General features: G+C 56.0%; 15 protein-coding genes and 1 tRNA gene. 2 read left to right on the plus strand and 14 right to left on the minus strand.

The features are described 5' to 3' along the window. Positions 1 to 373: 373 nt before the first annotated feature. Positions 374 to 448 (plus strand) — tRNA-Gln (locus AC2TCY_RS16920). 1,253 nt (positions 449 to 1,701) lie between these two features. Here AC2TCY_RS16920 and dld read toward each other — a convergent pair. The 3 genes from dld to AC2TCY_RS16935 form a co-directional block, all read right to left on the minus strand. Then, positions 1,702 to 3,384: a D-lactate dehydrogenase gene (gene dld / locus AC2TCY_RS16925; RefSeq protein ID WP_480849114.1), complete on the minus strand. Its 1,683-nt coding sequence runs from the start codon at positions 3,382 to 3,384 to the stop codon at positions 1,702 to 1,704. 13 nt (positions 3,385 to 3,397) lie between these two features. Further along, on the minus strand, positions 3,398 to 5,464 hold the full coding sequence (locus tag AC2TCY_RS16930; RefSeq protein ID WP_480849115.1) for a TRAP transporter large permease subunit: 2,067 nt from the start codon (positions 5,462 to 5,464) through the stop codon (positions 3,398 to 3,400). A gap of 124 nt (positions 5,465 to 5,588) precedes the next feature. After that, the gene (locus tag AC2TCY_RS16935) at positions 5,589 to 6,641 is read right to left on the minus strand and encodes a TRAP transporter substrate-binding protein (RefSeq protein ID WP_480849117.1); all 1,053 of its coding nucleotides are present in this window, start codon (positions 6,639 to 6,641) and stop codon (positions 5,589 to 5,591) included. A 329-nt stretch (positions 6,642 to 6,970) separates the two neighbouring features. On the opposite strand from AC2TCY_RS16935, the gene AC2TCY_RS16940 reads away from it, so the two are divergent. After that, a complete protein-coding gene (locus AC2TCY_RS16940) occupies positions 6,971 to 7,744 on the plus strand; it encodes a FadR/GntR family transcriptional regulator (protein ID WP_480849118.1) in 774 nt (257 codons plus the stop codon). 998 nt (positions 7,745 to 8,742) lie between these two features. On the opposite strand, the gene AC2TCY_RS16945 is transcribed toward AC2TCY_RS16940, so the two are convergent. From AC2TCY_RS16945 to AC2TCY_RS16995, 11 genes are all read right to left on the minus strand, one after another. After that, the gene (locus tag AC2TCY_RS16945) at positions 8,743 to 11,403 is read right to left on the minus strand and encodes a molybdopterin-dependent oxidoreductase (protein WP_480849321.1); all 2,661 of its coding nucleotides are present in this window, start codon (positions 11,401 to 11,403) and stop codon (positions 8,743 to 8,745) included. Next, on the minus strand, positions 11,403 to 11,735 hold the full coding sequence (nirD, locus tag AC2TCY_RS16950) for a nitrite reductase small subunit NirD (protein ID WP_480849120.1): 333 nt from the start codon (positions 11,733 to 11,735) through the stop codon (positions 11,403 to 11,405). The genes AC2TCY_RS16945 and nirD overlap by 1 nt, the downstream gene beginning before the upstream one ends. Continuing rightward, positions 11,732 to 14,167: a nitrite reductase large subunit NirB gene (gene nirB, locus AC2TCY_RS16955; protein WP_480849121.1), complete on the minus strand. Its 2,436-nt coding sequence runs from the start codon at positions 14,165 to 14,167 to the stop codon at positions 11,732 to 11,734. The genes nirD and nirB overlap by 4 nt, the downstream gene beginning before the upstream one ends. Before the next feature lie 4 nt (positions 14,168 to 14,171). Continuing rightward, positions 14,172 to 15,851, minus strand: a complete 1,680-nt coding sequence (locus AC2TCY_RS16960) for an ABC transporter ATP-binding protein (RefSeq protein WP_480849122.1) — start codon at positions 15,849 to 15,851, stop codon at positions 14,172 to 14,174. Between the two features lie 5 nt (positions 15,852 to 15,856). Beyond that, complete coding sequence (locus AC2TCY_RS16965) at positions 15,857 to 16,939, minus strand: ABC transporter permease (RefSeq protein WP_480849124.1); 1,083 nt, start codon at positions 16,937 to 16,939, stop codon at positions 15,857 to 15,859. Positions 16,940 to 17,013: 74 nt separating this feature from the next. Then, complete coding sequence (locus AC2TCY_RS16970; RefSeq protein WP_480849125.1) at positions 17,014 to 18,381, minus strand: CmpA/NrtA family ABC transporter substrate-binding protein; 1,368 nt, start codon at positions 18,379 to 18,381, stop codon at positions 17,014 to 17,016. Between the two features lie 269 nt (positions 18,382 to 18,650). Beyond that, positions 18,651 to 19,820 (minus strand): ABC transporter substrate-binding protein, encoded by a 1,170-nt coding sequence (locus tag AC2TCY_RS16975; protein WP_480849127.1) that lies wholly within the window; start codon positions 19,818 to 19,820, stop codon positions 18,651 to 18,653. Further along, positions 19,817 to 20,401, minus strand: coding sequence for an ANTAR domain-containing response regulator (locus AC2TCY_RS16980; RefSeq protein ID WP_480849128.1), 585 nt, complete (start codon positions 20,399 to 20,401; stop codon positions 19,817 to 19,819). The genes AC2TCY_RS16975 and AC2TCY_RS16980 overlap by 4 nt, the downstream gene beginning before the upstream one ends. 349 nt (positions 20,402 to 20,750) lie before the next feature. Then, a complete protein-coding gene (locus AC2TCY_RS16985; protein ID WP_480849130.1) occupies positions 20,751 to 21,374 on the minus strand; it encodes a class I SAM-dependent methyltransferase in 624 nt (207 codons plus the stop codon). A 1-nt stretch (position 21,375) separates the two neighbouring features. Then, positions 21,376 to 22,083, minus strand: a complete 708-nt coding sequence (gene pssA, locus AC2TCY_RS16990) for a CDP-diacylglycerol--serine O-phosphatidyltransferase (protein WP_480849322.1) — start codon at positions 22,081 to 22,083, stop codon at positions 21,376 to 21,378. Between the two features lie 56 nt (positions 22,084 to 22,139). Beyond that, on the minus strand, positions 22,140 to 22,829 hold the full coding sequence (locus AC2TCY_RS16995; protein ID WP_480849132.1) for a phosphatidylserine decarboxylase: 690 nt from the start codon (positions 22,827 to 22,829) through the stop codon (positions 22,140 to 22,142). Between the last annotated feature and the right edge of the window lie 141 nt (positions 22,830 to 22,970).

Raw genomic sequence — 22,970 nt, forward strand, 5'->3', positions numbered from 1 at the left:
CAACCTTCGGCGGTTACATCAGGCGACATCATTCACACGGGTCCTGTCTTTGACGCGTTACAGATGGTAATTTTCGGCTTGAAACAAGTTCAGGTTTCTAGGTGTGCTGTGTTTCTTGGCCTTTTGGTTCACTCCAGACTGTGCACCCTCCCGCTTACCATTGATTCATGTGTCGATCCCAACAGCATTTTAGGCCAGAACTGTAGGAGCAAATAGCCATTGAAAGTCAGCCTGCTTGCAACGGATTCCTCAAATTCGTTAGCGTGAAAGAATCCAATAGAACGCACCTGAAATAAATTGCGAGTTACGAAATATTTTTGTCCAAAAAGCTCTTGAACCCGGAAAGCAACAGTCGTAGATAGCCGCTCACCGTTGGGGTGTAGCCAAGTGGTAAGGCAGCGGTTTTTGGTACCGTGTATCGTAGGTTCGAATCCTACCACCCCAGCCATGATTTTCATTCTTGATATCCGGCGAAATCTGGAACCTGCCCTATGAGACTTGGAAACTTGTCCGGGCAAGAATAGAATTTCCGTTTCAAAATCCAAGACACAGGCAATTTGAGCACGCTTTCAGCGTCGAAGTTGCCGTTCAAAAATTCGCACACGTCTGAGGCTCTCGTGCAGACGGAAAACCAGCCGATTCTCAGCGTGGCGAGCGGAAAGCGTGATTTCGCGGCACCTGCTAATATCCTCCCCCAGGTCCGCATAAGCGGTCATTTAAAGCTGACGAAGCAAGATCTCACGGCGGTCTCAAATCGTGACTTAAGAATGACCTGGGAACATCCCAACGCGTCGCCGCCAAAATGCCTCGGGTGGAAGAATTGGCACGCCGCCAACCCCAAACATAGGGATGGGTCAGTTCAGTTGGGGAGGCTCAGTGGTCGGATGCGACTCGTGGATATAGACTGTCAAAGACGATTTACAACCGATGGAAGCGGCGAAGCAATATGAGCGTATTTGTTAAAATCGTTGACTGTTTAGCTGCTGGGGACACAGACAACTGGACGATCATGATTTAAACAACCTACTTCAAGGAGCACAGCACATTCTTCTGCGTGCGGTTGAAGAAAGGGCAAGTGGCAAACTGATCACCCGGACGATTGGCAGTGTGACCACGAAGCTGCGTACCCTCTCCGACGCCACAGAGTGCCCGATTGAGCTTTTTCTTTTTGCTGGCCTGTTTGGTGATCAAAAAAAGTTGGGGCCTTGGTGACGCCAGCTCAATCAGATGCAGTATACGGCGTTTGGAAACGCCTTCGGCAGCAGGAATTTCGCCGAAGGCGTTGCCAGATCATGCCTGCTCAAATTGCCGGTGGGCCCGAGCGATATCGCAGCAGGTTTCGCCTGATTCCGCCAGCTTGTTGCCAATGATGAGTTTTGCCCCGGCACAGCGCTTGCGATGCTGAAACGGAGATGAAAACGTCAGGAGTTCTTTGACAACGCGATGCACATCGGCCCCAGTCCACTCGGACAAACGCTCTGAAGATATCAAAGTCCGGATTTAGCCCTGAGCAATTGTCCGTTGTCGGGGATTTCGGGCCAGAGAGCAGTCTGATCTAAGAGGGAATTGGCTCCACTGGTTGGATTGGTTATGCGGCGGATTTACGGTGAAGCATACATCGTGTTTCGATTGTTTTTCGTTTGATCCCGTTCAGTCCTCTTGCATTCCAGTCGGCGACAGCGCCTTCGACAGAGAAAGTTTTTACAAGTAGTTCCTGTTGCGAGACATTTTGCCGATTCCTGGATTCATGCTGTTTGTTGGGTCGACCGATTTGTAGAACGCAGAAAGTGCAGGTTTGGCCGCATAAAGATGCCCGACATTGTGCTCAGCCGGGTATTCAGCGCCGCGTTTATCCAATATGTCCAACATCGCGGATTTGAGCGCTTTGGGGTCGGCGCCTTTCTTGACGATGTAGTCCTGATGCAGCACATGGCACATGAAATGGCCGTAATATAGCTTGCTCACCAATTGGTCGGCGATTTCCGTCGGTAAATCCTCGAACCAATCTGTATCGTTGCGCCGTAGCGCGATATCGAGCGCGATGATGTCTTCCACTTCGTGCGCATGCACTTTCATGTAACGAATGGCGGCCCCTGCTGCAGCGAAGCGGTGCAGCCCAGCGATCTTGGCCTCACGTGTGTCGCACTCGAAGAAATCCAGCTTGCTATCCGCGGTCATACCGTCGAGCAGATTCCGGGCTTCTTCAATACCGTCATCGCGCATCTTGAGGATCAGGTGATGTGGGAACCGATCCCGATAAGCCCGCATCCGGCGCGGCAGGATGTCCGGCCAAAAGCGCATTGCAAACTGCATGAACCGGTCGGTGAAATTGGCAAGGACCGGAACACCTTCGAGCCGTGAATCCACCGCGCCCTTGATGGCAAAAAAAGTCGGCAAACGGTCGGTTCCCAGCTTGTCGATCATGACCATCGTGTCTTTGCCATATCGATCCGAGATATCAAAAACTTCCTGATGCATGTATTCGGCGCTAACTGGCAGCGTTTTGAAATCTGAAAGGATACGCCGACGCAGTTCGGTCAGTGCTGCGGTGTCTTGTGCTCCGATAAAGAATGTACGCTCGGTTTCGTTCTTGGCATACGTGTCCAGCCGCACTGCAAAAACAGCCAGTTTACCCGCGCAACCCGCTGCTTCGTACAACCGCGACTTGTCGGCGTTGAAACGAGCCGGGGTGTCGGCGTCCACGTTGCGTACACGACGGGCGTAATCAGTATCCGAGGCTTTTCGATTATCGGTCTCAATGTCTTCGGCGCTGAATTCGCCTGTTTGCAACCGGGTCAGGATCTCTTCCGGTGTGTCACCCAGGCGAACGCCCAGATGATTGACAAGTTCCAAAACACCATCCTTTGTGATGCGGGCATACAGAGACAGTTCGGTGTAGGAGGGCCCACGCTCGACCAGAGAACCGCCCGAGTTGTTGCAGACACCGCCAACCACCGATGCTCCGATGCAGGACGACCCTATCACCGAATGGGGTTGTCGGCCAATCGGGGCCAAAAGTTTTTCCAGCGCAAACAGGGTGCTGCCCGGAAAGCTGATCACTTGATGGCCATCGTTGATCAGGTGCAGCTGATCCATGCGACGCGTGTTGATCAGCACCACATCCCGATCGTACTGCCCTTTAGGCGTGGATCCTTCGGTCAGGCCGGTATTGGCGGCCTGCATGATAACGATCTTGTCGGCGTCAACGCAGGCCTCAAGCACCTGCCACTGCTCAAGCAATGTCCCAGGCTGGACGACTGCCAATGCATCCCCCTCACCGGATCGGAAACCCCGGCGGAAGCGGCGGGTGCTGCGGGCAGAAGTCAACACATGCCGTCGCCCGCAAATGGCCTGTAACTGCTTGATCAGGTCGATGTCGGTCATCCCGAGGCCCTCCTTAATACGCGACCGAAGGAAGCCACGTCGCCAATTGAGGCCATAGGAAGACAAAGAACAAGCCAGTAAGCTGCAGGATCACGAACGGAATGATGCCCTTGTAGATATCGGTCAGCTTGATTTCGGGAGGGCATACACCTTTCAGGTAGAACAGCGCAAAGCCCACGGGCGGCGTAAGGAACGAGGTTTGCAGTGTCACCGCGACGAGTATCACGAACCACACCAGTGCCGGCTCATCGATGACGCCGAATCCATCGATGTCCAGACCCAGCCCGTTGACGATCGGACGCATCAGAGGCAGCACGATTAGCGTGATCTCGATCCAGTCCAGAACGAAGCCCAGCAGGAAGACGATGAACAGGATCATGAAAACGGTGCCGTTGGGGCCAAAACCCGTGCCCTGGATCATCTCTTCGATCAGCGCATCTCCGCCCAGCTCACGCAGGACATAGGAAAATACGGTCGCGCCAAGGAAGATCGCGAAAATATAGGCGGTCGTATTGAACGTGGCTTTCAAAACATTCACCAGCTTGGCCAGTGTCAGCTTGCGATACCCCAGCGCCAGTAGGGTCGCGCCCAATGCGCCGACGCCCGAGGCTTCGGTTGGTGTCGTGAGGCCTGCAAAGATCGATCCCAAAACCGCCAGGATCAGTGCCAGAGTAGGCAGGACAGCAATCAACACATCTTTGACAGCTGCCCAATCGGGACGGGTCGCGCCTTCAGGCACCGGAGCTACATCGCGTTTGATCAGGGCAACCACGAAGATATAGGTCAGATACAGTGCGCCAATGATCACCCCGGGGAATACTGCGGCCATGAACAGATCACCCACGGACAAGGCCATCTGGTCGGCCATGATGACCAACATGATCGATGGTGGAATCAGGATGCCCAGCGTGCCACTTGCCGAGACTACGCCTGCCGCCAGAGAAGGGCTGTATTTCTGCTCCATCATCGAGGGCAGCGACAACACGCCCAGCAGAACGACGGAGGCGCCGATTATACCCGTTGAAGCAGCCAGGATAATCCCAATCATTGTGACCGTGATCGCCAGCCCACCCCGAACTGTGCCAAACAGGCGCTGCATCGACGACATCAACCGCTCGGCCACGCCGGATTCGTCCAGCATCAGGCCCATGAAGATAAACATCGGAAGCGCCACAAGCACCGCATTGGACATGGTGGCATAGACTCGGTTCACCACCGCACCCAGTGTCAGGTAATCGAGACCGGTCAGCGTTTCCTCTAGACCCGTCCAGTTCATCATGCCGTTGTCGAACAGATAGGCCAGACCGCAATAGGCGACCCCTACCCCGGCCAGCGTCCATGCCACCGGGAAGCCGGTGAACAAAAGCGCGATGAAGGTCAGGAACATTGCGATGACGAGCTTTTCTTCGGTCGTCTCGACAAGGAACGTCAGCGCGGTGGCCACAACGGCAAATCCCATTAGCGCCCAGAATATCAGGCGCAGGCCCTTGCCCCGACGTTCTTCCTCGAGATTGGCGATCAGCGCGTGAATGTCGTGGATCAAACGTGCGCCTGCAGCCAAAGCAAGCAGGACAAAACTGATCGGGATCACCGCCTTCAAGGCCCAGCGGGCAGGCAAACCGGTAGGGCTGTCCGAGGATTCATTCACGCGCCAGCTTTCGTAGAAGTAATCATAGCCCTGATCGACCATCAGGTAGATGAACGGGACCAGAAGGGCAAAGATACCGATTATTTCAATAATCCGACGGGCCCGCAGACTGAGCTGCATGTGCAGCAGATCGACGCGAACATGGCTGTCGGTGACCAGCGCATACGAAATACCGATCATCGTTACCAACCCATAGAAATGCCACTGAATTTCATCCAGCTTGGGATAGTTTTGATTGAACAGATAACGCATAGCCACCTGTGAAACGATGGCAGCGACCAGAAGCAGGTTGGCCCACATGACAACATGGCTGATACCCTTGACGCCTTTGTCGATGGCGACGGCCAATGCCTGACGATCAGGCTCGCCGTGCTCAAGGATGCTTTCATAGACTTCAATCGGGTCGTCCTGATGACGGTGTATCTCGGCCATGGTCTCCTCCTCGAGAATTAGGCGGTGGGGACGTGAATGCGCCCGGTATGTACTAAAAGTGAAGAAAATCAGGAGATCCGGAGGCGGCGGATCGTGCCGCCTCCGGACAGTCGCAAGTGGTTGATCACTTGCGGGGGAGGAACGCGTTCTCTTTCCAGACGGCATAGCCATCGCGGAATTCGTTCATGTCGGCCAGAACCTTGGCAAAAAATGCGTCGTTGGCGGCCTGCTCGGCTGCAACCTCTTCCCAGGTTGCGCGGAACGTCTCGAGCATCTCGTCATTCCATTGCTTGATCTGAACGCCGTTGTTTTCAACGTTGTCGAGCAAGGCCGCATGCTGGATTGCCTCACCTTCTGCAAAACTATCGGCCATCGATGCCTTGCAGGCATTTTCGATGATCGACTTGTGCTGGTCGCTGGCTTCGTTCCAAACGTCCTTGTTGATCATCAGCTCAAACACGGTGGCCTGTTGGTGCCAGCCGGGGAAATAGTTGTACTTGACCAGCTTGTGGAACCCCAGACGCGCGTCGATGGCTGGCATCGAAAACTCAGTCGCGTCGATGGCGCCTTTTTCCAGCGCAGGGAAGATTTCGCCGCCCGGCAGCAGTGACGTGGCAACGCCCAACTTCTGCATGACTTCACCACCCAGACCAAAGAAGCGCATCTTCAGGCCATTCAGATCTTCGGGGCTATTGATTTCTGTCGCGAACCAACCCGATGTTTCGGGGGCGATAATGGCGCATGGAATGACGTGCACGTTGAAGCCCGCCTGGTCATACATCTCCTGATACAGGCTCATGCCGTTGCCATAATACAGCCAGGCCATGTATTCGCCCGCCTCGGGGCCAAACGGGACAGCGGAAAACAGCGGAGCAGCGGGAATTTTGCCGGCCCAGTATCCAGCCGTGGTGTAGCCCGAGTTGATCTTGCCCGAGGACACAGCGTCCAGTATTTCGAATGGCGGAACCAGTTTGCCCGGCTCATAAACCTTCATTTTCAGCGTGCCGCCGGACATCAAGTCCAGTTGTTCGGCCACGCGCGGAATTGGCGATCCCAGACCCGGCAGCGCGGTTGAGAACGCGATTGGGGTCTTGAGCAACATCTTATCTGCCGCATGAGCAACCGGCGCTGCCAGCAGTGAGGCAGCGACGGCAATCGAGGTCAGGGTGGTTTTCATGATTTCTCCTCCAAGGTGCGGGTCAGCCAATAGTCCGGCTGCCAGTCTCACCGCGTCAGCGGCACACCTGGTAAATATTCTTTACCACATCTACCAGTCAACAATTTAATTTACCACTTGATCCCAAAACAATTGACTGTGAGCGAACATCAGATTTTGCAATTTTTTCCTCAATTCTCTTGGATCTCGATATATTTATTTAAAAACAAATAGTTACTCAAAAAACTTTTATCCGTATTTTTGGGTAGTTTCGCTTGCAATACAATAGATCAGTGGTAAATTTTAAGAACAACCTATGTGCCCCACGTATTCAGCACCGGACAAGAACCATGAGCGCCAACAGCCTATTTGATCCCGTGGGTCACGAATCAATCGCCGATGCCGTCGTCGAGCAAATCGAGACGATGATCGTCGACGGTATCCTGAAAGAGGGCCGAAAAATTCCCTCAGAACGAGACCTCGCCGAAGCCATGGGAGTTTCGCGTCCCAAATTGCGCGAAGCACTTCAAACGCTGGAAAACCGCGGCTTGGTCACCGTGCGTCATGGCGAAGGTACTTTTATCGCCCCGCTAACCGGACGGGCCATGTCCCCTGCCCTGTTGTCGCTTTATGCCCGCCATGGCGATGCATTTTACGATTATCTTGAATATCGCCGCGAGCAGGAAGTCTTTGCCAGCCGCCTGGCTGCGCAGCGTGCCACTCAGTCCGACAAAGAACGTATCGCGGAAATCATCAACGATTTGCAAAAGGCCTGGGAAGAAGATGACAATGACGCCAGCGAAGATGCTGACTTTCGACTGCATGCAGCGGTCGTCGATGCCAGCCAGAATACGACCCTAATTCATATGATGGCCTCGATCTATGACCTTACCCGTCAGGGGGTGTTTTATAATCGCAGGTTTCTGCGCACGATGGACGGATCGGGCGAGGCGCTATTGGAACAGCACAAAGAGATTGCGCAAGCCATCATCGACGGCGACCCTACCCGGGCCGAAGCCGCAGCCCGGCAGCACATGGATTTTGTCGAGACCTCCTTCCGCGTAGGTCAGGAACGACAATCGCGTGAAATCCGCGCTGCAAAAAGGCGCCAATTCTCAGACTAGTCATTGTTGTAGCCAGCGGATCCGATCTTGTTATTCCGCTAGCTGAGCCGCCAGAACCTACGGCCCCAGCAGTGCTAGCGCAAACATATACACGTGACCGAGGGGAGGCACTCTGCGCAAGATACCGACCTCATTCTGTCGGCCAATGTCACTCACCAGATAGCAATACTTCGCCAACCAAAAGATGTGATAGCAGCGACAGAAAACGCAGTGCTTCCCGGTGTTGTTCTGCATGATCTTACTCGGGATGAGGCGGGTCCGACTGGAAGTCGGAAGGTATGCTCTAACATGTGGAAGCTTCATAATGCAGAATAGTATCGGGCAAGCATTGCGACCGATCATAGCAAGCACCCGCATATGACAAATCCGGCAGGGACTTTTCGGTTGTTCCGGAAGATTGCATCGCGCCAAGGGTACTGGAACTCAATTTCAGCTTAGGGCTGCTACCAGCCTTTCCTTCAAGTTGCAGAGAAAGCCTGGAAATAGCCGATACTGTGAATTCGTTTTTTGCTCCGCGTGAGTTTGCGGCACGAACAATATCGCTATCGCGCAATTCCCTACTCTGCCCGGTAGCGAGAAGTCCGGCGTCGGAGTGTAGTAGGTGTATGCTTCAACGACGTCGTCGTAGACCTAGTCGCATTAAAAGGGCATTCGAAGTGCATAGAGTTGGCACTATTTGTTTTGACATAACGACAAACGGATGTCCGGCGCCTTGGCCCGGCACTTGGCGTCGTATTCTCCATGGCAAACCCCTGACACGGTTTGCTGTATCGACCCTATCGAGTATCTGCTTTGCCCCGCAGAGATGCCAAAGACTCTTTGTTTAGCGAATACCCGCAGAGGGCTGTTACCTGCCGAACGCTACCTCAGATTTCTGGGCACACGTCAGCGACGAGCAGGTTCGGCGGGACGTCCTGATGGAACCAGGTAAAGGCGCTTTTCATTCCACCCCTTCCAACGGTTGTACATGACTTTGTACTGGCCGTATTCCGACCGCTCTATGCGATATTGTGTTGTGGCTTGATCTGCGATGCGCGGCTTCCGCAAACTGAACGTTTCTTGAGCAATTCGGCGAGCTCAGGACGACAGGAGCCGCAGTTTGATCCCGCTTGAAGCATCGCTCCAATTTCATCCACACTGACCAATCGTTTCGTGTCGATAGCGCGAGTAATCGTGTTCAGCCCAACCCCAAAACACGAGCAGATTATTGGGCCGGCATCTTCAAATGTCAGAGGTGCGCGGCCGGTTAAAACCTGCTCGGGCGCTGTTTCAAGCAGTGTCGATACATAGTCGCGCATCACCTTCACCGGTTCCCGCGCGATGAATAAGACCGCTTTCAGCCGGTTCCCTTCTGCCAAGGCAAGGCGATAGGATCCCCGTGCTGGATCGGTAATTGATATGACTGCCGCGTCCGGCAACCCAAACCAGTCGCGTGCTGTTTTTTCCCAATCTTTGACGAGCGCGTCCCCAGCCAGTTCCGTGCGATATCCCTTTTCTGATCTGGCTGTCGCCCAATATTCAACGGGTGGTGACATTGGTTCCGTTGAAACGGCAAAACCATACCAGGCGGCTTTCACGCCACGAACGGAAACTGCGGTGGCCTTGCTTTCCGGCTGCCCGGAAATTGGATCGGTCACGCTGGGAACCAGCATATCTACGCGTGCAGACGGTGCCGTCTCACCGGTCCAGTGAATCGGCGCAAAAACCTGACCCGGCGCCACTGCATCAGTCACGCGCGCCCGAAATATCGCGCGACCCACAGAGCTTTCGGCCTCAACAAGATCTGCAGGGGACAGGTCAAGGCGTCTTGCATCTTCGGGGTGAATGTCCAAAAACGGTTCGGCAAGGTGCGTCGACAGGCGGGGCGACAATCCGCTGCGGGTCATCGTGTGCCACTGATCCCGTATGCGACCGGTGTTCAGGCGAAAGGGATACTTCTGATCAGTCTTCGTTGCGGGCGGTCTGTGATGTACCGGCACAAACCGCGCCTTACCGTCCGGATGAAAGAACCCCCCGCGGCGGAAAAACCTTCCGCCGTTGCGGTTTTTGGAGACCGGCCATTTTACAGGCTCCAATTCTGTGTAAGCAGCATCGGTGATGTCCGCCAACCCGGAAATGTCGAAGTCCCTTCCAAACCCGCTCGCGACCGACGAAAGCACCGCATATTCTCTAAAGATTTCGGCGGGAGACCGATAGTCGAATGCCATGTCCCACCCCATACGGCGCCCAACTTCAGCCAGAATGTCCCAATCGGGCCGCGCGTGTCCTGGCGGAAGCAAGACCGCACGTTGACGGCTTATGGTGCGGTCGGAATTCGTGACGGTGCCGCTTTTTTCTGCCCAACCGGCAGCGGGAAGAAGGACATCCGCCAAACGTGCGGTGTCAGTTTTATCGGTAACATCGCTGACCACGGTGAAAGGGCATTCTGCTATGGCGTTTGCAACCTTGTCGGCATCGGGCATGGTGACAGCCGGGTTGGTGTGAATGATCCACAACGCTTTGATCTGACCTTCATTAACCGCGTGGAATAGATCCACCGCCTTTAATCCTGGCCTGTTGGGCATCGACGGAGCATTCCAGAACTGCTGAACGGCGGCGCGGTGATCGGCGTTCTCAATGTCCAGATGACAGGCCAGCATGTTGGCCAGGCCGCCGACCTCGCGCCCGCCCATCGCGTTAGGTTGTCCGGTGACCGAAAAAGGACCCATGCCGGGGCGACCGATCCGACCCGTAGCAAGGTGACAGTTGAGGATTGCGTTCACTTTGTCCGTCCCGCTGGACGATTGATTCACGCCTTGGCTGAAGATCGTGACAACGCGTTCGGTTTTTACCCATAGATCGCAAAACCTATTGATTTCATCCTGTGTCAAACCAGTCACTGCCGGGTCATCTTGCCCTGCAGCATTCAGTGCCTCAGAGAAGCCTACGGTCTGCTTGAGAAAATCTGGGGCGACATGGCCGGCATCGTTAATTCTCACCAAAAGCCGATTAAAAAGCGCGACGTCGCTGCCCGGTCGTAACGCCAGATGCAGGTCGGCCTGATCACAACTTGCAGTGCGCCGCGGGTCGATCACGACGATCTTTGTGCCGCGCGCCTGACGTGCAGCCAGTATGCGTTGATACAACACCGGATGGCACCATGCGAGGTTTGAGCCCACAAGGACGACAAGATCGGCCTCGTCCAGATCCTCGTAGGTGCCTGGCACTGTATCCGCGCCGAAGGCTCTTTTATGCCCTGCAACGGTCGACGCCATGCATAACCGCGAGTTGGTGTCGATGTTGGCCGAGCCCATGAAGCCCTTCATCAGCTTGTTGGCGACGTAATAGTCTTCGGTCAGCAATTGCCCCGAAACGTAGAAGGCCACACTGTCAGGGCCATGTTCAGCAATCGCGCTGGAAAACCGGTCCGCGACCAATTGCAAAGCATCGTCCCAATTTGTGTCCCGCCCAAAAGCGCGCGGCGCCAGCAGGCGGTGTTCTAAGCCAACAGTTTCACCCAAGGCGGAGCCTTTGGAACATAACCGACCGTAGTTTGCAGGGTGGTCCGGATCGCCGCGTACCGTCAGCCCTCCGGCGCCGTCCGGACGCAGCAGGACTCCGCATCCCACGCCGCAATATGCACAGGTCGATCGAACCTCTGGCAGGCCTGTTCCGTCCATCAAGCGGCACTCCGTTGGGTTACGGCGCTGTCGTCCATCAGAATGCGCCCTGCCTCGATCCGAACGGGGTATGTGGTGATCCGACCATCATCTGCGCCCTGCGCTTCGCCCGTGTTCAGATCGAAGACCCAGTTGTGCAACGGGCAGGTCACCGACTGGCCATGAACGATCCCTTCTGACAGAGGGCCACCCTTGTGCGGGCAACTGTTGGTGGCGGCAAACACCTCGGCCTCAGCAGTGCGAAAGACGGCAATGCAGCCGATATGGGTTTTCACCAAACGCGCGCCGCGAAGGGGAATGTCGTCGATATGTCCAATGTCGATCCAGCTCATTCCGCGGCCTCCAATGTGAAATCTGCAATCGGAGCGTAGCACTGCGCCTTCTCCCGCACGTGCTCTGCCCAAGGGTCCTTGCGGTAAACACTTTGCGACACTTCAAATCGGGCGACCAAGGCGGCACGGTTTTCAACGTCGTCGACCACCTGCCCCTTTACCCAGTCCATGCCGACCTTACCCAACCATTTATAAAGTCGATCCAGATACTTACCGCCTTCACGATACGCCTGCGTAACGGCCATCACGACCTCGATCGCCTCCTGCTCCGTGGGAACTTGACACAGCAGTTCGGTCTCCTTCACGTCCATGCCCGCAGCACCGCCAATGCTGATCTGAAATCCTGAGTCCACGCAGACCACACCGATGTCCTTGCAGGTCGCCTCGGCACAGTTGCGCGGGCAACCCGACACGGCCAATTTCAGTTTGTGTGGCGTCCAAGATCCCCACAGGATTTTCTCAAGCTTGATGCCCAACCCCGTGCTGTCCTGCGTCCCAAACCGGCAGTGATCGGTCCCAACACAGGTTTTGACCGTACGCAGGCCCTTGGAATAGGCATGGCCCGAAACCAGTCCCGCCTTGTTCAGATCCGACCAGATCGAAGGCAGGTCCTCGCCCTTGACACCCAGCAGGTCGATGCGCTGACCGCCTGTGACCTTGACGGTTGGCACGTCGTATTTGTCAGCTGCATCTGCGATGGCGCGCAGTTCTTCCGGAGTGGTAATCCCACCCCACATACGTGGCACGACGCTGAAGGTACCGTCCTTCTGAATGTTGGCGTGCTTGCGTTCATTGACGAACCGGCTTTGCGGGTCGTCCCTGTAGTCCAGAGGCCAATCCGCTAGCAGGTAATAGTTGATTGCCGGACGGCAGACATGACAGCCATTGGGCGTGGTCCAGCCGAGTTCCTGCCAGACGGCAGCCTGGCTTTTCAGTTCCTGCCCCTTGATCAGACGGCGCACGTCTTCATGCGTCAGATCTGTGCAGCCACAAATCGGCTGGGCCGTCGGTATTTCGAACCCGTCGCCCAGTGTGACCTGCAGCAACTGTTCGACCAGTCCCGTACAGGTCCCGCAAGACGCGCTGGCCTTGGTGGTTGTTCGCACGGCACCAAGATCGTGGGCGCCTGCGCCGATCGCCTCGACAATGTCGCCTTTGCATACGCCGTTGCAGCCGCAAATCTCCGCCTCAGGCGGCAATGCTGCAACGGCTGAGAGAGGGTCCGCAGTATCGCCCCCCTGATAGGCTGGACCAAAGATCAGCGTCTCACGCATTTCTTCGACGCTGGTACCGTCCTTGATCAGGCCGAAGAACCAGCTGCCGTCAGCAGTGTCACCATACATCACCGCACCGATCAGGCGGTCTTCTTCAATGACAAGGCGCTTGTAGATCCCGCGCGAAGGGTCACGGAAAACAATATCCTCGCGCCTTGGGCCATCGGTGAAATCACCAGCGCTGAACAGATCGCAGCCGGTGACTTTCAGCTTTGTCGACAAGGTTTTCTGCACGAAAGCAGCATCTTCACCCAACAGAGACCGCGAGGCCACCTTGGCCTGATCGTAGAGCGGCGCGACGAGACCGAAGACAGCCCCGTCATGCTCAACACATTCGCCCAGGGCGTAGACATCCGGGTCAGAAGTCAGCATCTGATCATCCACATGTATACCCCGCCCGGTAGCCAACCCTGCCTCTTGCGCGAGCGAAGTGTTGGGACGGATGCCCACGGCCATGACCAGTAGATCGCAGGGCAGCTCGGTGCCATCCTCCAGCAGCAGTGCACGGACCTTGCCGCCCTGCCCGAGGATTTCCTTGGAATTCGCCTGAAGGCAGATCTTTATGCCTTTGTCCTCCAGAGACTTTTTTAGCAAGTATCCGGCGGCTTCATCCAGCTGCCGCTCCATCAGGTGACCCATGATGTGAACCACGGTCACGTCAACGCCATGGGCAGCCATGCCCGCAGCAGCCTCAAGCCCCAGCAAGCCGCCGCCGATCACGACAACCTTATTGTCCGGACCCATACCCATCATCTGCTGGGTATCTTCCAGATCGCGATAGGCGATCACGCCGTCCAGATCGTGACCGGGCAACGGGATAATGAACGGGTTCGATCCGGTCGCGATCACCAACTTGTCGTAGGGCACATGCCCATTCGTGCCCTCGACCACCTTCATCTCGCGGTCGATCTTCACCACCTGCTCGCCAAAACGACAGTTTACGTTCCGTTCCGCGTACCAGTCATCATCATGGGTAACGATCTCTTCGTACGTTTTCTCTCCCGACAGGACCGGGCTGAGCATGATGCGGTTGTAGTTCCCACGCGGTTCTGCGTTGAACAGGGTAATGTCGAACCTTTCGGGCGCGGCGTCTGTCAAGTGCTCCAGCACCCTGCCCGAGGCCATTCCGGCGCCTATTACGACTAGTCTTTGTTTCATATCATCACTCCGCTGCAATCGCCTTGGGGGCGGGCGATTTCGGCTTGGCGCCGTGTTCGTACTCTTCAAGAAAACTGAGAACTTCCTGCCGGTAGGTGTAGTAATCGGGATGTTCCAGCAACGCCTTGCGTGTCCGTGGACGAGGTAGATCGACCTTGGTGATCTTGCCAATGGTCGCCTGCGGGCCGTTGGTCATCATCACCACGCGGTCGGCTAGCAGGATCGCCTCATCCACGTCATGGGTCACGCAGATCGCGGTGACCTTGGTGCGGGACCAGACCTCCATCAGCACTTCCTGCAATTCCCAGCGCGTCAGGCTGTCGAGCATCCCAAAGGGCTCGTCCAACAACAGCAGTTTGGGCGACAGGGCAAAGGCGCGGGCGATGCCGACGCGTTGCTTCATGCCGTTCGACAGATCAGAGGCTGATTTATCCATCGCATCGGCCAGACCGACCCGTTCTAAGTAATATTCAACTACGTCCTGCCGCTCGGCGATGCTGGCTTTGGGATAGACCTTGTCGACACCAATCGCGACGTTCTCTTTGGCGCTGAGCCAAGGGAACAGGTTGGGGGATTGGAACACCACGGCGCGTTCTGGATCAGCCCCTTCGACATGGCGGCCATCCAGCTTGATCGCACCTTTCGAGATTTCGTTCAGCCCCGCCGCCATCGTCAGAACCGTGGATTTGCCACACCCGGAATGGCCGATCAGCGAGATGAACTCACCCTTGTCGATCTTCAGATCGAAATCCTCGACTACAGTCAACGGCCCTTTGGGCGTCGGATAGACCTTGTGCAATTGAGAGAAGTCGAGGAAGCGGTTCTCAATCAACCCTTTTTGCGCCTCTGCCACCGCTGTCGGCACGCCATGGATCGGTGTCACATCTGGCAGGATGCGCGAGCCTTCAACCTTGGCTTCGATCCCCACATCCATCAGATATTTGGTGACGTCTGCTCGCAGCTGTTTAAAGATCTCATCATTGTTCATCGCCCCCCGGTCGCGCGGGCGCGGGATCGACACACGAAACTCCTGCCCCAGCGTGCCATCGGGGTTCAGCGCGATGATGCGGTCGGCCAGGACGATGGCCTCGTCCACGTCATTGGTGATCAGCACACAGGTCTTCTTGTCGGCTTCCCAGATATGTTCAATCTCATCCGCCAGATTGGCACGCGTCAGGGCGTCGAGCGCCGACAACGGCTCATCCAGCAGCAGAACCTCGGGGTTCATCGACAGCGCACGAGCCACGTTGACCCGCTGGCGCATCCCACCTGACAGTTCCGCCGGACGGCGCGTCGCTGCGTGGCTGAGACCCACCATCTTGACGTATTGCGCGATCTTCTCGGCCTTTTCGGCCTTGCTGAGACCCGGAAAAACCGTATCAACCGCCAGCCCGACATTCCCGCTGACCGTCAGCCACGGCATCAGCGAATAGTTCTGGAAAATCACCCCCCGTTCCGGGCCCGGTCCTTGGATCGAGGCGCCCTTAAACAAGATCTCACCGTCAGTCGGGGTATCCAGCCCGGCCATCAGATTGATCAGGGTAGTTTTGCCGGTGCCCGAGAAACCGAGGATCACCAGAAACTCGCCCTCTTGCACGTCAAGGTCGATACCTTTCAGCACATCGGTACGGGCAGTCCCTTCGCCGAAGGATTTCGAGGCGTTCTTGAAGCTTAGAATGCTCATCGCGCTCACCGGTTGTTGGTAAAGGTAAAGAGGGATTGCAGCGCGTACATCACTCGGTCCAGCAGGAAGCCGATGATACCGATGGTGAAGACCGCAACCATGATCTTGGCCAGCGAACTGGACGAGCCGTTCTGGAATTCATCCCAGACGAATTTGCCCAGACCGGGGTTTTGCGCAAGCATTTCGGCCGCGATCAGAACCATCCAGCCGACGCCCAGACTGAGGCGCAAGCCGGTGAAGATCAGCGGCAGGGCCGACGGCAGCACCAACTTGGTGATCTTGGTGTAGGTGTTCATCTTCAGAACCTTCGAAACGTTCACCAGATCCTTGTCGATCGACGCGACACCCAGTGACGTGTTGATCAGAGTCGGCCACAGCGAACACAGGGTCACAGTGATTGCCGAGATCAGGAACGACTTGGCAAACCAACCGTCATTGGTGACGTAAACTGCGGAAACGATCATGGTGACGATGGGCAACCAAGCGAGCGGCGAGACCGGTTTGAAGATCTGAATAAGTGGGTTCAAGGCGGCATTTGCTGTCGGAGACAGGCCTGCGGCGATTCCAAGCGGTACGGCCACAACGGTCGCAACCACAAAGCCGAAAAATACGGTCTTAATCGAGGTCCAGATTTGCTGGTAGTAGGACGGCGCGCCGGTAAAGGCGACGTCCTTCACCTTTTCAGGCTGACCGGCGTCAATGAACTTCTGGTTCCGCTTTTCAACCATCTCCTCGAATTTGGCGCGTTTTGCAGCCTTGGCCTGGGCGTCTTTATTTAGGCTGACCATCTCTTCCCAGACCTGCGCTGGTCCGGGTACTGCGCCCAACGACGTCTGCACCTTGGGCGCCAGTGTCGCCCACAGCAGCAAGAAGACGCAGATTGACAGCAAAGGCACAATCAGCAGCTTCCATATCTGGCCCAACTGGGCACGCGGATTGTCTCCGGCAGCGGCCTTCAGGATCGGGGTAGCCCAGCTGAGACCCAGTACCTGGAACCATTTGTCGGCGGCATTAATGCGGGTGAAAAGGCGGGCGCGACGCTCTTCGCGGGCGGCGTCTGCGTTAAATTCTGGATCGACCGTTGTCATTTGATGTGTCCTTGCACTGGCGGGCGGAACCTGGGGGGCCACGCCCGATCAAAGCCGGGCGCGGCGTTTCGGGATTAGCCTCGTACGTCCGAGCCGACGATCTTCTGATCGCCCTTCAGACCGATGGACAGGCTTTCGAGGTAGGCGTTAGGCAAGCGGCCGTCATAGACGATGCCGTCGATGATATCCGCAGCTGGTGTCGGCGCCTTGTAACCATCGCTGTCCCAGGGAAAATCAGCCTCATTCGCCAGACCTTCGTCCACCAGCAGGCGGGCCGCGGCGAGGTAGACCTCAGGCTTGTAAACCGACTTGGCGACTTCGTCGTACCAGCTATCGGGCTTGGCGTCGGCAATCTGACCCCAACGGCGCATTTGAGTCAGGTACCAGACAGCGTCCGAGTAGAACGGATAAGTCGCGTTGTAGCGAAAGAACACGTTGAAATCCGGAACTTCGCGCTTGTCGCCCTTTTCATATTCGAAAGTACCGGTCATCGAGTTTGCGATGACATCATAATCCGCGCCTACATATTCAGGTCGGCTGAGTATTTCGACAGCTTCGGGTCGGTTGGCGTTGTCGTTTTCGTCCAGCCACATCGCCGCACGGATCAGCGCCTTCGTCACAGCCAAGGTGGTATTCGGATACTCTTCGGCAAATTCTGCGGTGATGCCAAAAACCTTTTCGGGGTTGTTCTTCCACAGCTCGTAATCTGTGATGACCGGCACACCGATGCCCTTGAACACCGCTTGCTGGTTCCAAGGCTCTCCCACACAATAGCCGTAGATTGTTCCGGCCTCCAAAGTGGCGGGCATCTGCGGCGGAGGGGTCACTGACAGGAATACATCCGCACCGATCTGACCAGTCACGTCATCGGGGCTGTAATAACCTGGGTGCAGTCCACCGGCTGCCAGCCAATACCGAAGCTCGTAATTGTGGGTCGAAACCGGGAAGACCATGCCCATGTTGAAGGGCTTGCCTTCGGATTTGTATTTTTCCACCACCGGGGCCAAAGCCTCGGCGCTGATCGGGTGCTGAGGGCGGCCGTCGTCCATCACCGGAATGTTGGGCTTCATTTCTTCCCAGATTTCGTTTGACACGGTGATGCCGTTGCCGTTCAGGTCCATCGAAAACGGCGTGACTATGTGTGCCTCAGTCCCGTATCCGATGGTCGCGGCCAAGGGCTGACCCGCCAGCATGTGGGCACCATCCAGTTGCCCGTCGATCACACCATCCAGCAAGACTTTCCAGTTGGCCTGCGCTTCCAAGGTCACAAACAGGCCCTCATCCAGAAAATACCCCTGCTCGTACGCCACGGCCAGAGGCGCCATATCGGTCAGCTTAATGAAGCCAAAAGTCAGTTCGTCTTTCTCCAGCTCCAGCAATTCGGCAAATGACGGCGTGGCCAGCGCTGTTGTCGCAGCAAGGCTTAGAAGAAGTCTATTCATCTTGGTCCCTTTCGGTCCTGCCCTTCTCGGGCAAACAAAAAAGCCGCCGACACACACCGCCAGGAGGAGTTGGCGGTTGGTCGAGCGGCTTTGCTCTTGATTGGTACCCGTCGTCTTCGGGTGAATTCCTTCGGCAGGCGTCGTTGCCTTCCGATAATCAAATTAAGCCATCGTCGATGTGTGCCGTCATCCCAAAACAGGTACTGGGGCTTGGTTTTTTCTGCGTCGCAGCATCTTTCTATGCTGCAGTGCAAAAAGATTGTGCAGAGCTATTCGGACGGCTCAAAAATTTGGCGGTCAAAAAACACGTTTGGAGGCAGGATCAGACCGCCTTGGGCCGATGCTACGGCATTCGCATGGGGATTCGCGCCTTCCAGCTTTGCCGAAGCGCCCGGCAATTCTGCCCCTGTGTTTTGCAACTCACGTCGGTACAGGTCACTGCGGAAAATCCCGGCGACCCGATGCTCTGCATCCGAGGCGTTCAGACCGTTTCTTTTCGCCAGACGATGCGCAATCCACTTAGCTTGACTGCGCCAGGGGAAGGTGGCTGCGCCGTCATAGAATTCAACAAATCGATCGACATGACGTTGCTCACCTCGGGAAGAAATCGTGAACGCTCCTGACAACGCACGGTCAATCAGTTCCGGGGATACATTCAGATGGGATTTACGCGCCAGCATTTCCGTAGCCGTTGTCCTGCTACCTGTGCTCGAAAGCCAGCGACCAGCGCGCCAAACCGCGCGCATCAGGCTGCCTAGCAAATGCGGCTCGGTGTCAGCCCATCCCGACCTGACTGCCAGTACCTTTTCGGGCGCACACGACCAGATCGCGCGCCCGGGCAGCAGTAATGCACCGGCTTGATCCTCGACAGAGGCGGACCCCCAAGGCTCTCCAACACAAAAGGCGTCAATCTCACCCGCCGCGAGTGCCTGAGCCATCAACGGTGGCGGAACGGTTCGAATCTCGACTTGCGTCGATTCCAATTCGGTTCCTTCTACCCAATACCGCAAAAGCTCGACATGCATGGAAAACGGAAACGGTACACCAAACACCAGCGTGCCATCCGCGACCCGCGCGAGTGCGGCTCCAGCGGCTTTCGCATCATGGAAATCAAATGAGTAACCCTGAGCGCGAAGCGACTGTTCCAGCGTGCGTCCAACTCCGATGACATTTCCATTCAGCGAGAGAACCGAAACAGCCGACAGGGGCGTTGCGATGCCGCCCAGGCCCAATCTCGTAGCAATCGGGATCGGAGATAGAAGATGTGCTGCATCGACATGTCCAAAGGCCAACATGTCCCGCAGTGATGACCAGGACGGCGCCGGGTGCAGCTCCAGCGACACCCCCTCGGCATGGTCAAACCCCATTTCTCTTGCAACGATCAATGGAGCCGCGTCGACTAGCGGCATATACGCAACGGGAAGAGAGACCGTTCTCATGATAACAGCCCGGACGCCGTTACAAGGGCTTCGGCCACATCGGCAACCCGGCGGTTCTGGTTCATCGCAGTCTTGCGTAGAAGAGCGTAGGCTTCGTCTTCTTGGATGCCTTTGGCTTTCATCAGCAATCCCTTCGCCCTGTCGATGACTTTTCGCTCCTCCAGCGCGCGTTGTGTCTCGGCAAGTTCCGTGCGCATCTGGCGCAGGACCTGAAACCTGGCAATCGCCGTATCTATGACAGGCTTGATCCTCTCAGCTTGCAGCCCGTCGACGACATATGCCGAAACACCTGCCTCAACTGCGTCTTTGGCAAGCCCCCCGGCGGCACCGGTCACGAACATCGCCACTGGCCTCTCCATTGGACCAGAGGCGATTGTAAGCTCTTCAAGCATATCGCGCGAAGGGTTATCGATATCGATCAGCACAATATCCGGGCTGTGGGTGGCGATCTTGCGTGCAAGCCCCGAGACATTTCCGATCACATATACGTCGACGTTACCAGACTCTTTCAGTGCATCGACAATCGCGAAAGCACGGTCACGGTTTTGTTCAACTACTACGACGGTCAAATTGCGGTTCATGCCCACCGGGTTGGGCAACGGCTTAGGTAGAGACAATGCCACCGGCTCAGGCAACGACTAAAACACGTGTGTCGCGCCCAACCTGTCAGCAAAATGTACGGATTTGCTGAAAAACAACGCAGAATGCGATTCTAGCCTGCCTCAACGATTAGACCAGTAAGCAGGTTCATAAGACGAGACCATTTTGGTCGGAGATAGGCAATTGAAGCTATCTATTTGTATGGCGCATTGAGCCCAAATCGCGATGAAGCCATGCATCTGGGATTAAGAAGCAAAACGCTATTAGCTGACACAGACATCTATATGGTCCGCGCGAACTGCGTCTGGCCGCGATCAGCCGTTGAGCAAATCAGGTTCTTGCAGTTTTGGTCAGAACCAGAAAAGTCATCATACCCAGTGGAGGCAAAGATTTCTGCTCTTCGACCGCAAGGCTGGGCTCTTGCAGGACCGTTTCGATTTCGAAATCCGAATGCCAACCTATGATGTTGGCGAAGGGGGCGGAAATCCGTTCCAGAATGGCCAGCACGCCCTGGCTGCGTACAAAGTGGTTAGTGATGACGACCTTGCCACCCGGTTTGAGTACGCGGGCAATCTCGGACATGACTTGTTCGGGGTCGGGTACGACCGAAAGCACATGCATTGCGGCAATGATATCGAAAGAATTGTCAGGAAATTCGAGTGAACGGGCATCCATCTGCTTTAGTGCCACGACCTGCTTCAATCCCAGGTGCTGTACTTTGCTTTGGGCTTTGGCCAGCATCTGGCTGCTGAAATCGATGCCGGTCACCTGCAGATCGGCTTTGTAGTGCTGCAGTGAAAGTCCGGTCCCCACACCGACCTCAAGCACCGACCCCGCGCAGGTGTTGATGTAGTCCACTGCCCGACGTCTGCCTACATTGGTCACTGCACCGAAGGTTTTGTCATATACCGGTGCCCAGCGGGCATATGAGGTTTGAACCGCCTCGATTTTCAACTTACTTCCCCTTCCTGATCGGTTGAGTGAGTGCGCGGGATCCTCTGAAACAAAGATGCCAAAGAACTATCCCAACATACCCGACGCACAGGACAACCAAAGTAGTCCAGGCGTAGGTTAGAACCGCCGCTCCGACAAAAGCGAAACCCACCAGAAATATTTTTACGTTGTCCCGCGACACACTGACGGATTTGAACGACCAGGTCGGAATACGACTGATCATCAGAAAGCCGATCAGGACCATATAGGCGCAGATGACGATACCCGGCAGAAGAGGCGTGTTGGCAAAGGCAAACGAAACAGACATCGGCAACAGGACCAGCAGCGCACCGGCCGGCGCAGGCACGCCGATAAAATAATCGTTTGATGTCTCATCTTCGTCCGCCTTGTTGCTGACATTGAACCGGGCCAGACGCATGACACAACAGACGGCGAAGACCAGGACCGATATCCAACCCGCGCTGCGCATATCCTGGAGTGCCCAGAGATAGAGGACCAGCGGCGGTGCGATACCAAAGTTCAAAAAATCCGCCAGAGAATCGAGTTCAGCCCCCATCTTGCTGTCGCTGCTCAGCAGGCGCGCAATACGCCCGTCAAGCCCGTCCAGAACACAGGCGGCCACGATCAGTTGCACGGCCAACACCTGATTGCCCTGAATCCCAAACCGTATTGCCGACAAGCCGGCGCAGATCGCTGCAATTGTCAGCATGTTCGGGATCAGCTGAACCAGCGCAAAATCCGTGATGGCCTTGTCCCGACCGCCATTCACCGTTCTGTCCTCGATCCGTCATCAGAGGCGGGCAATTCGGCCAACACGGTTTCGCCCGCAATCATAGTCTGGCCAATACTGACCAACGGTGTCACACCGGGCGGCAGATAGACATCCAAGCGTGAGCCAAACCGGATCAGGCCGAAACGCTCACCCGTCTGCATTTGCGTGCCGCAGGCCACAAAACAGACGATACGGCGAGCCACCAGACCAGCGATCTGGACCACTGCAAGTTCCTGCCCGTTTGGCATCCGAATACACAGGCCGTTACGCTCATTGTCGGTGCTGGCTTTGTCCAAAGAGGCGTTGAAAAACTTGCCGGGGCGATAGGCGACGGACGTGATCTCGCCAGCAACCGGGCTCCGGTTCACGTGACAATTGAAAACGCTCATGAAAACGCTGACACGCGTGAGCGGCGTCTCCGCCATGCCAAGCTCCGCTGGCGGAGCCGCGGGTTCGATCAGTGATACGATACCATCCGCCGGGCTTACGATCAGTCCGGGGCGAGTGGGTGTAATGCGTTTGGGATCGCGGAAGAAATAGTAACACCAGATCGTCAGGCCAATACCAACCCAACCCAAAACAGGCGAAAGCAGAAACAGCCCCAAGGTGACCAGTGCGAAAATCCCGACAAACTTGATGCCCTCGGGGTGCATCGGCTTGATGAATGTGCCAAGCATTTGCATTACAAACTTCCCTCGCGGCAACTTCATTTATCGTCATACGACGACTGAGCCTGAGTGCAAGCGCAATCTGGAGGCTAGCCAAAGGCATCAGATATTCTGATCGCATGTAGAGCTATGTTGCTTACGCCCAAAATTTTGACC

Source organism: Ruegeria sp. HKCCD7181, from assembly GCF_057221055.1.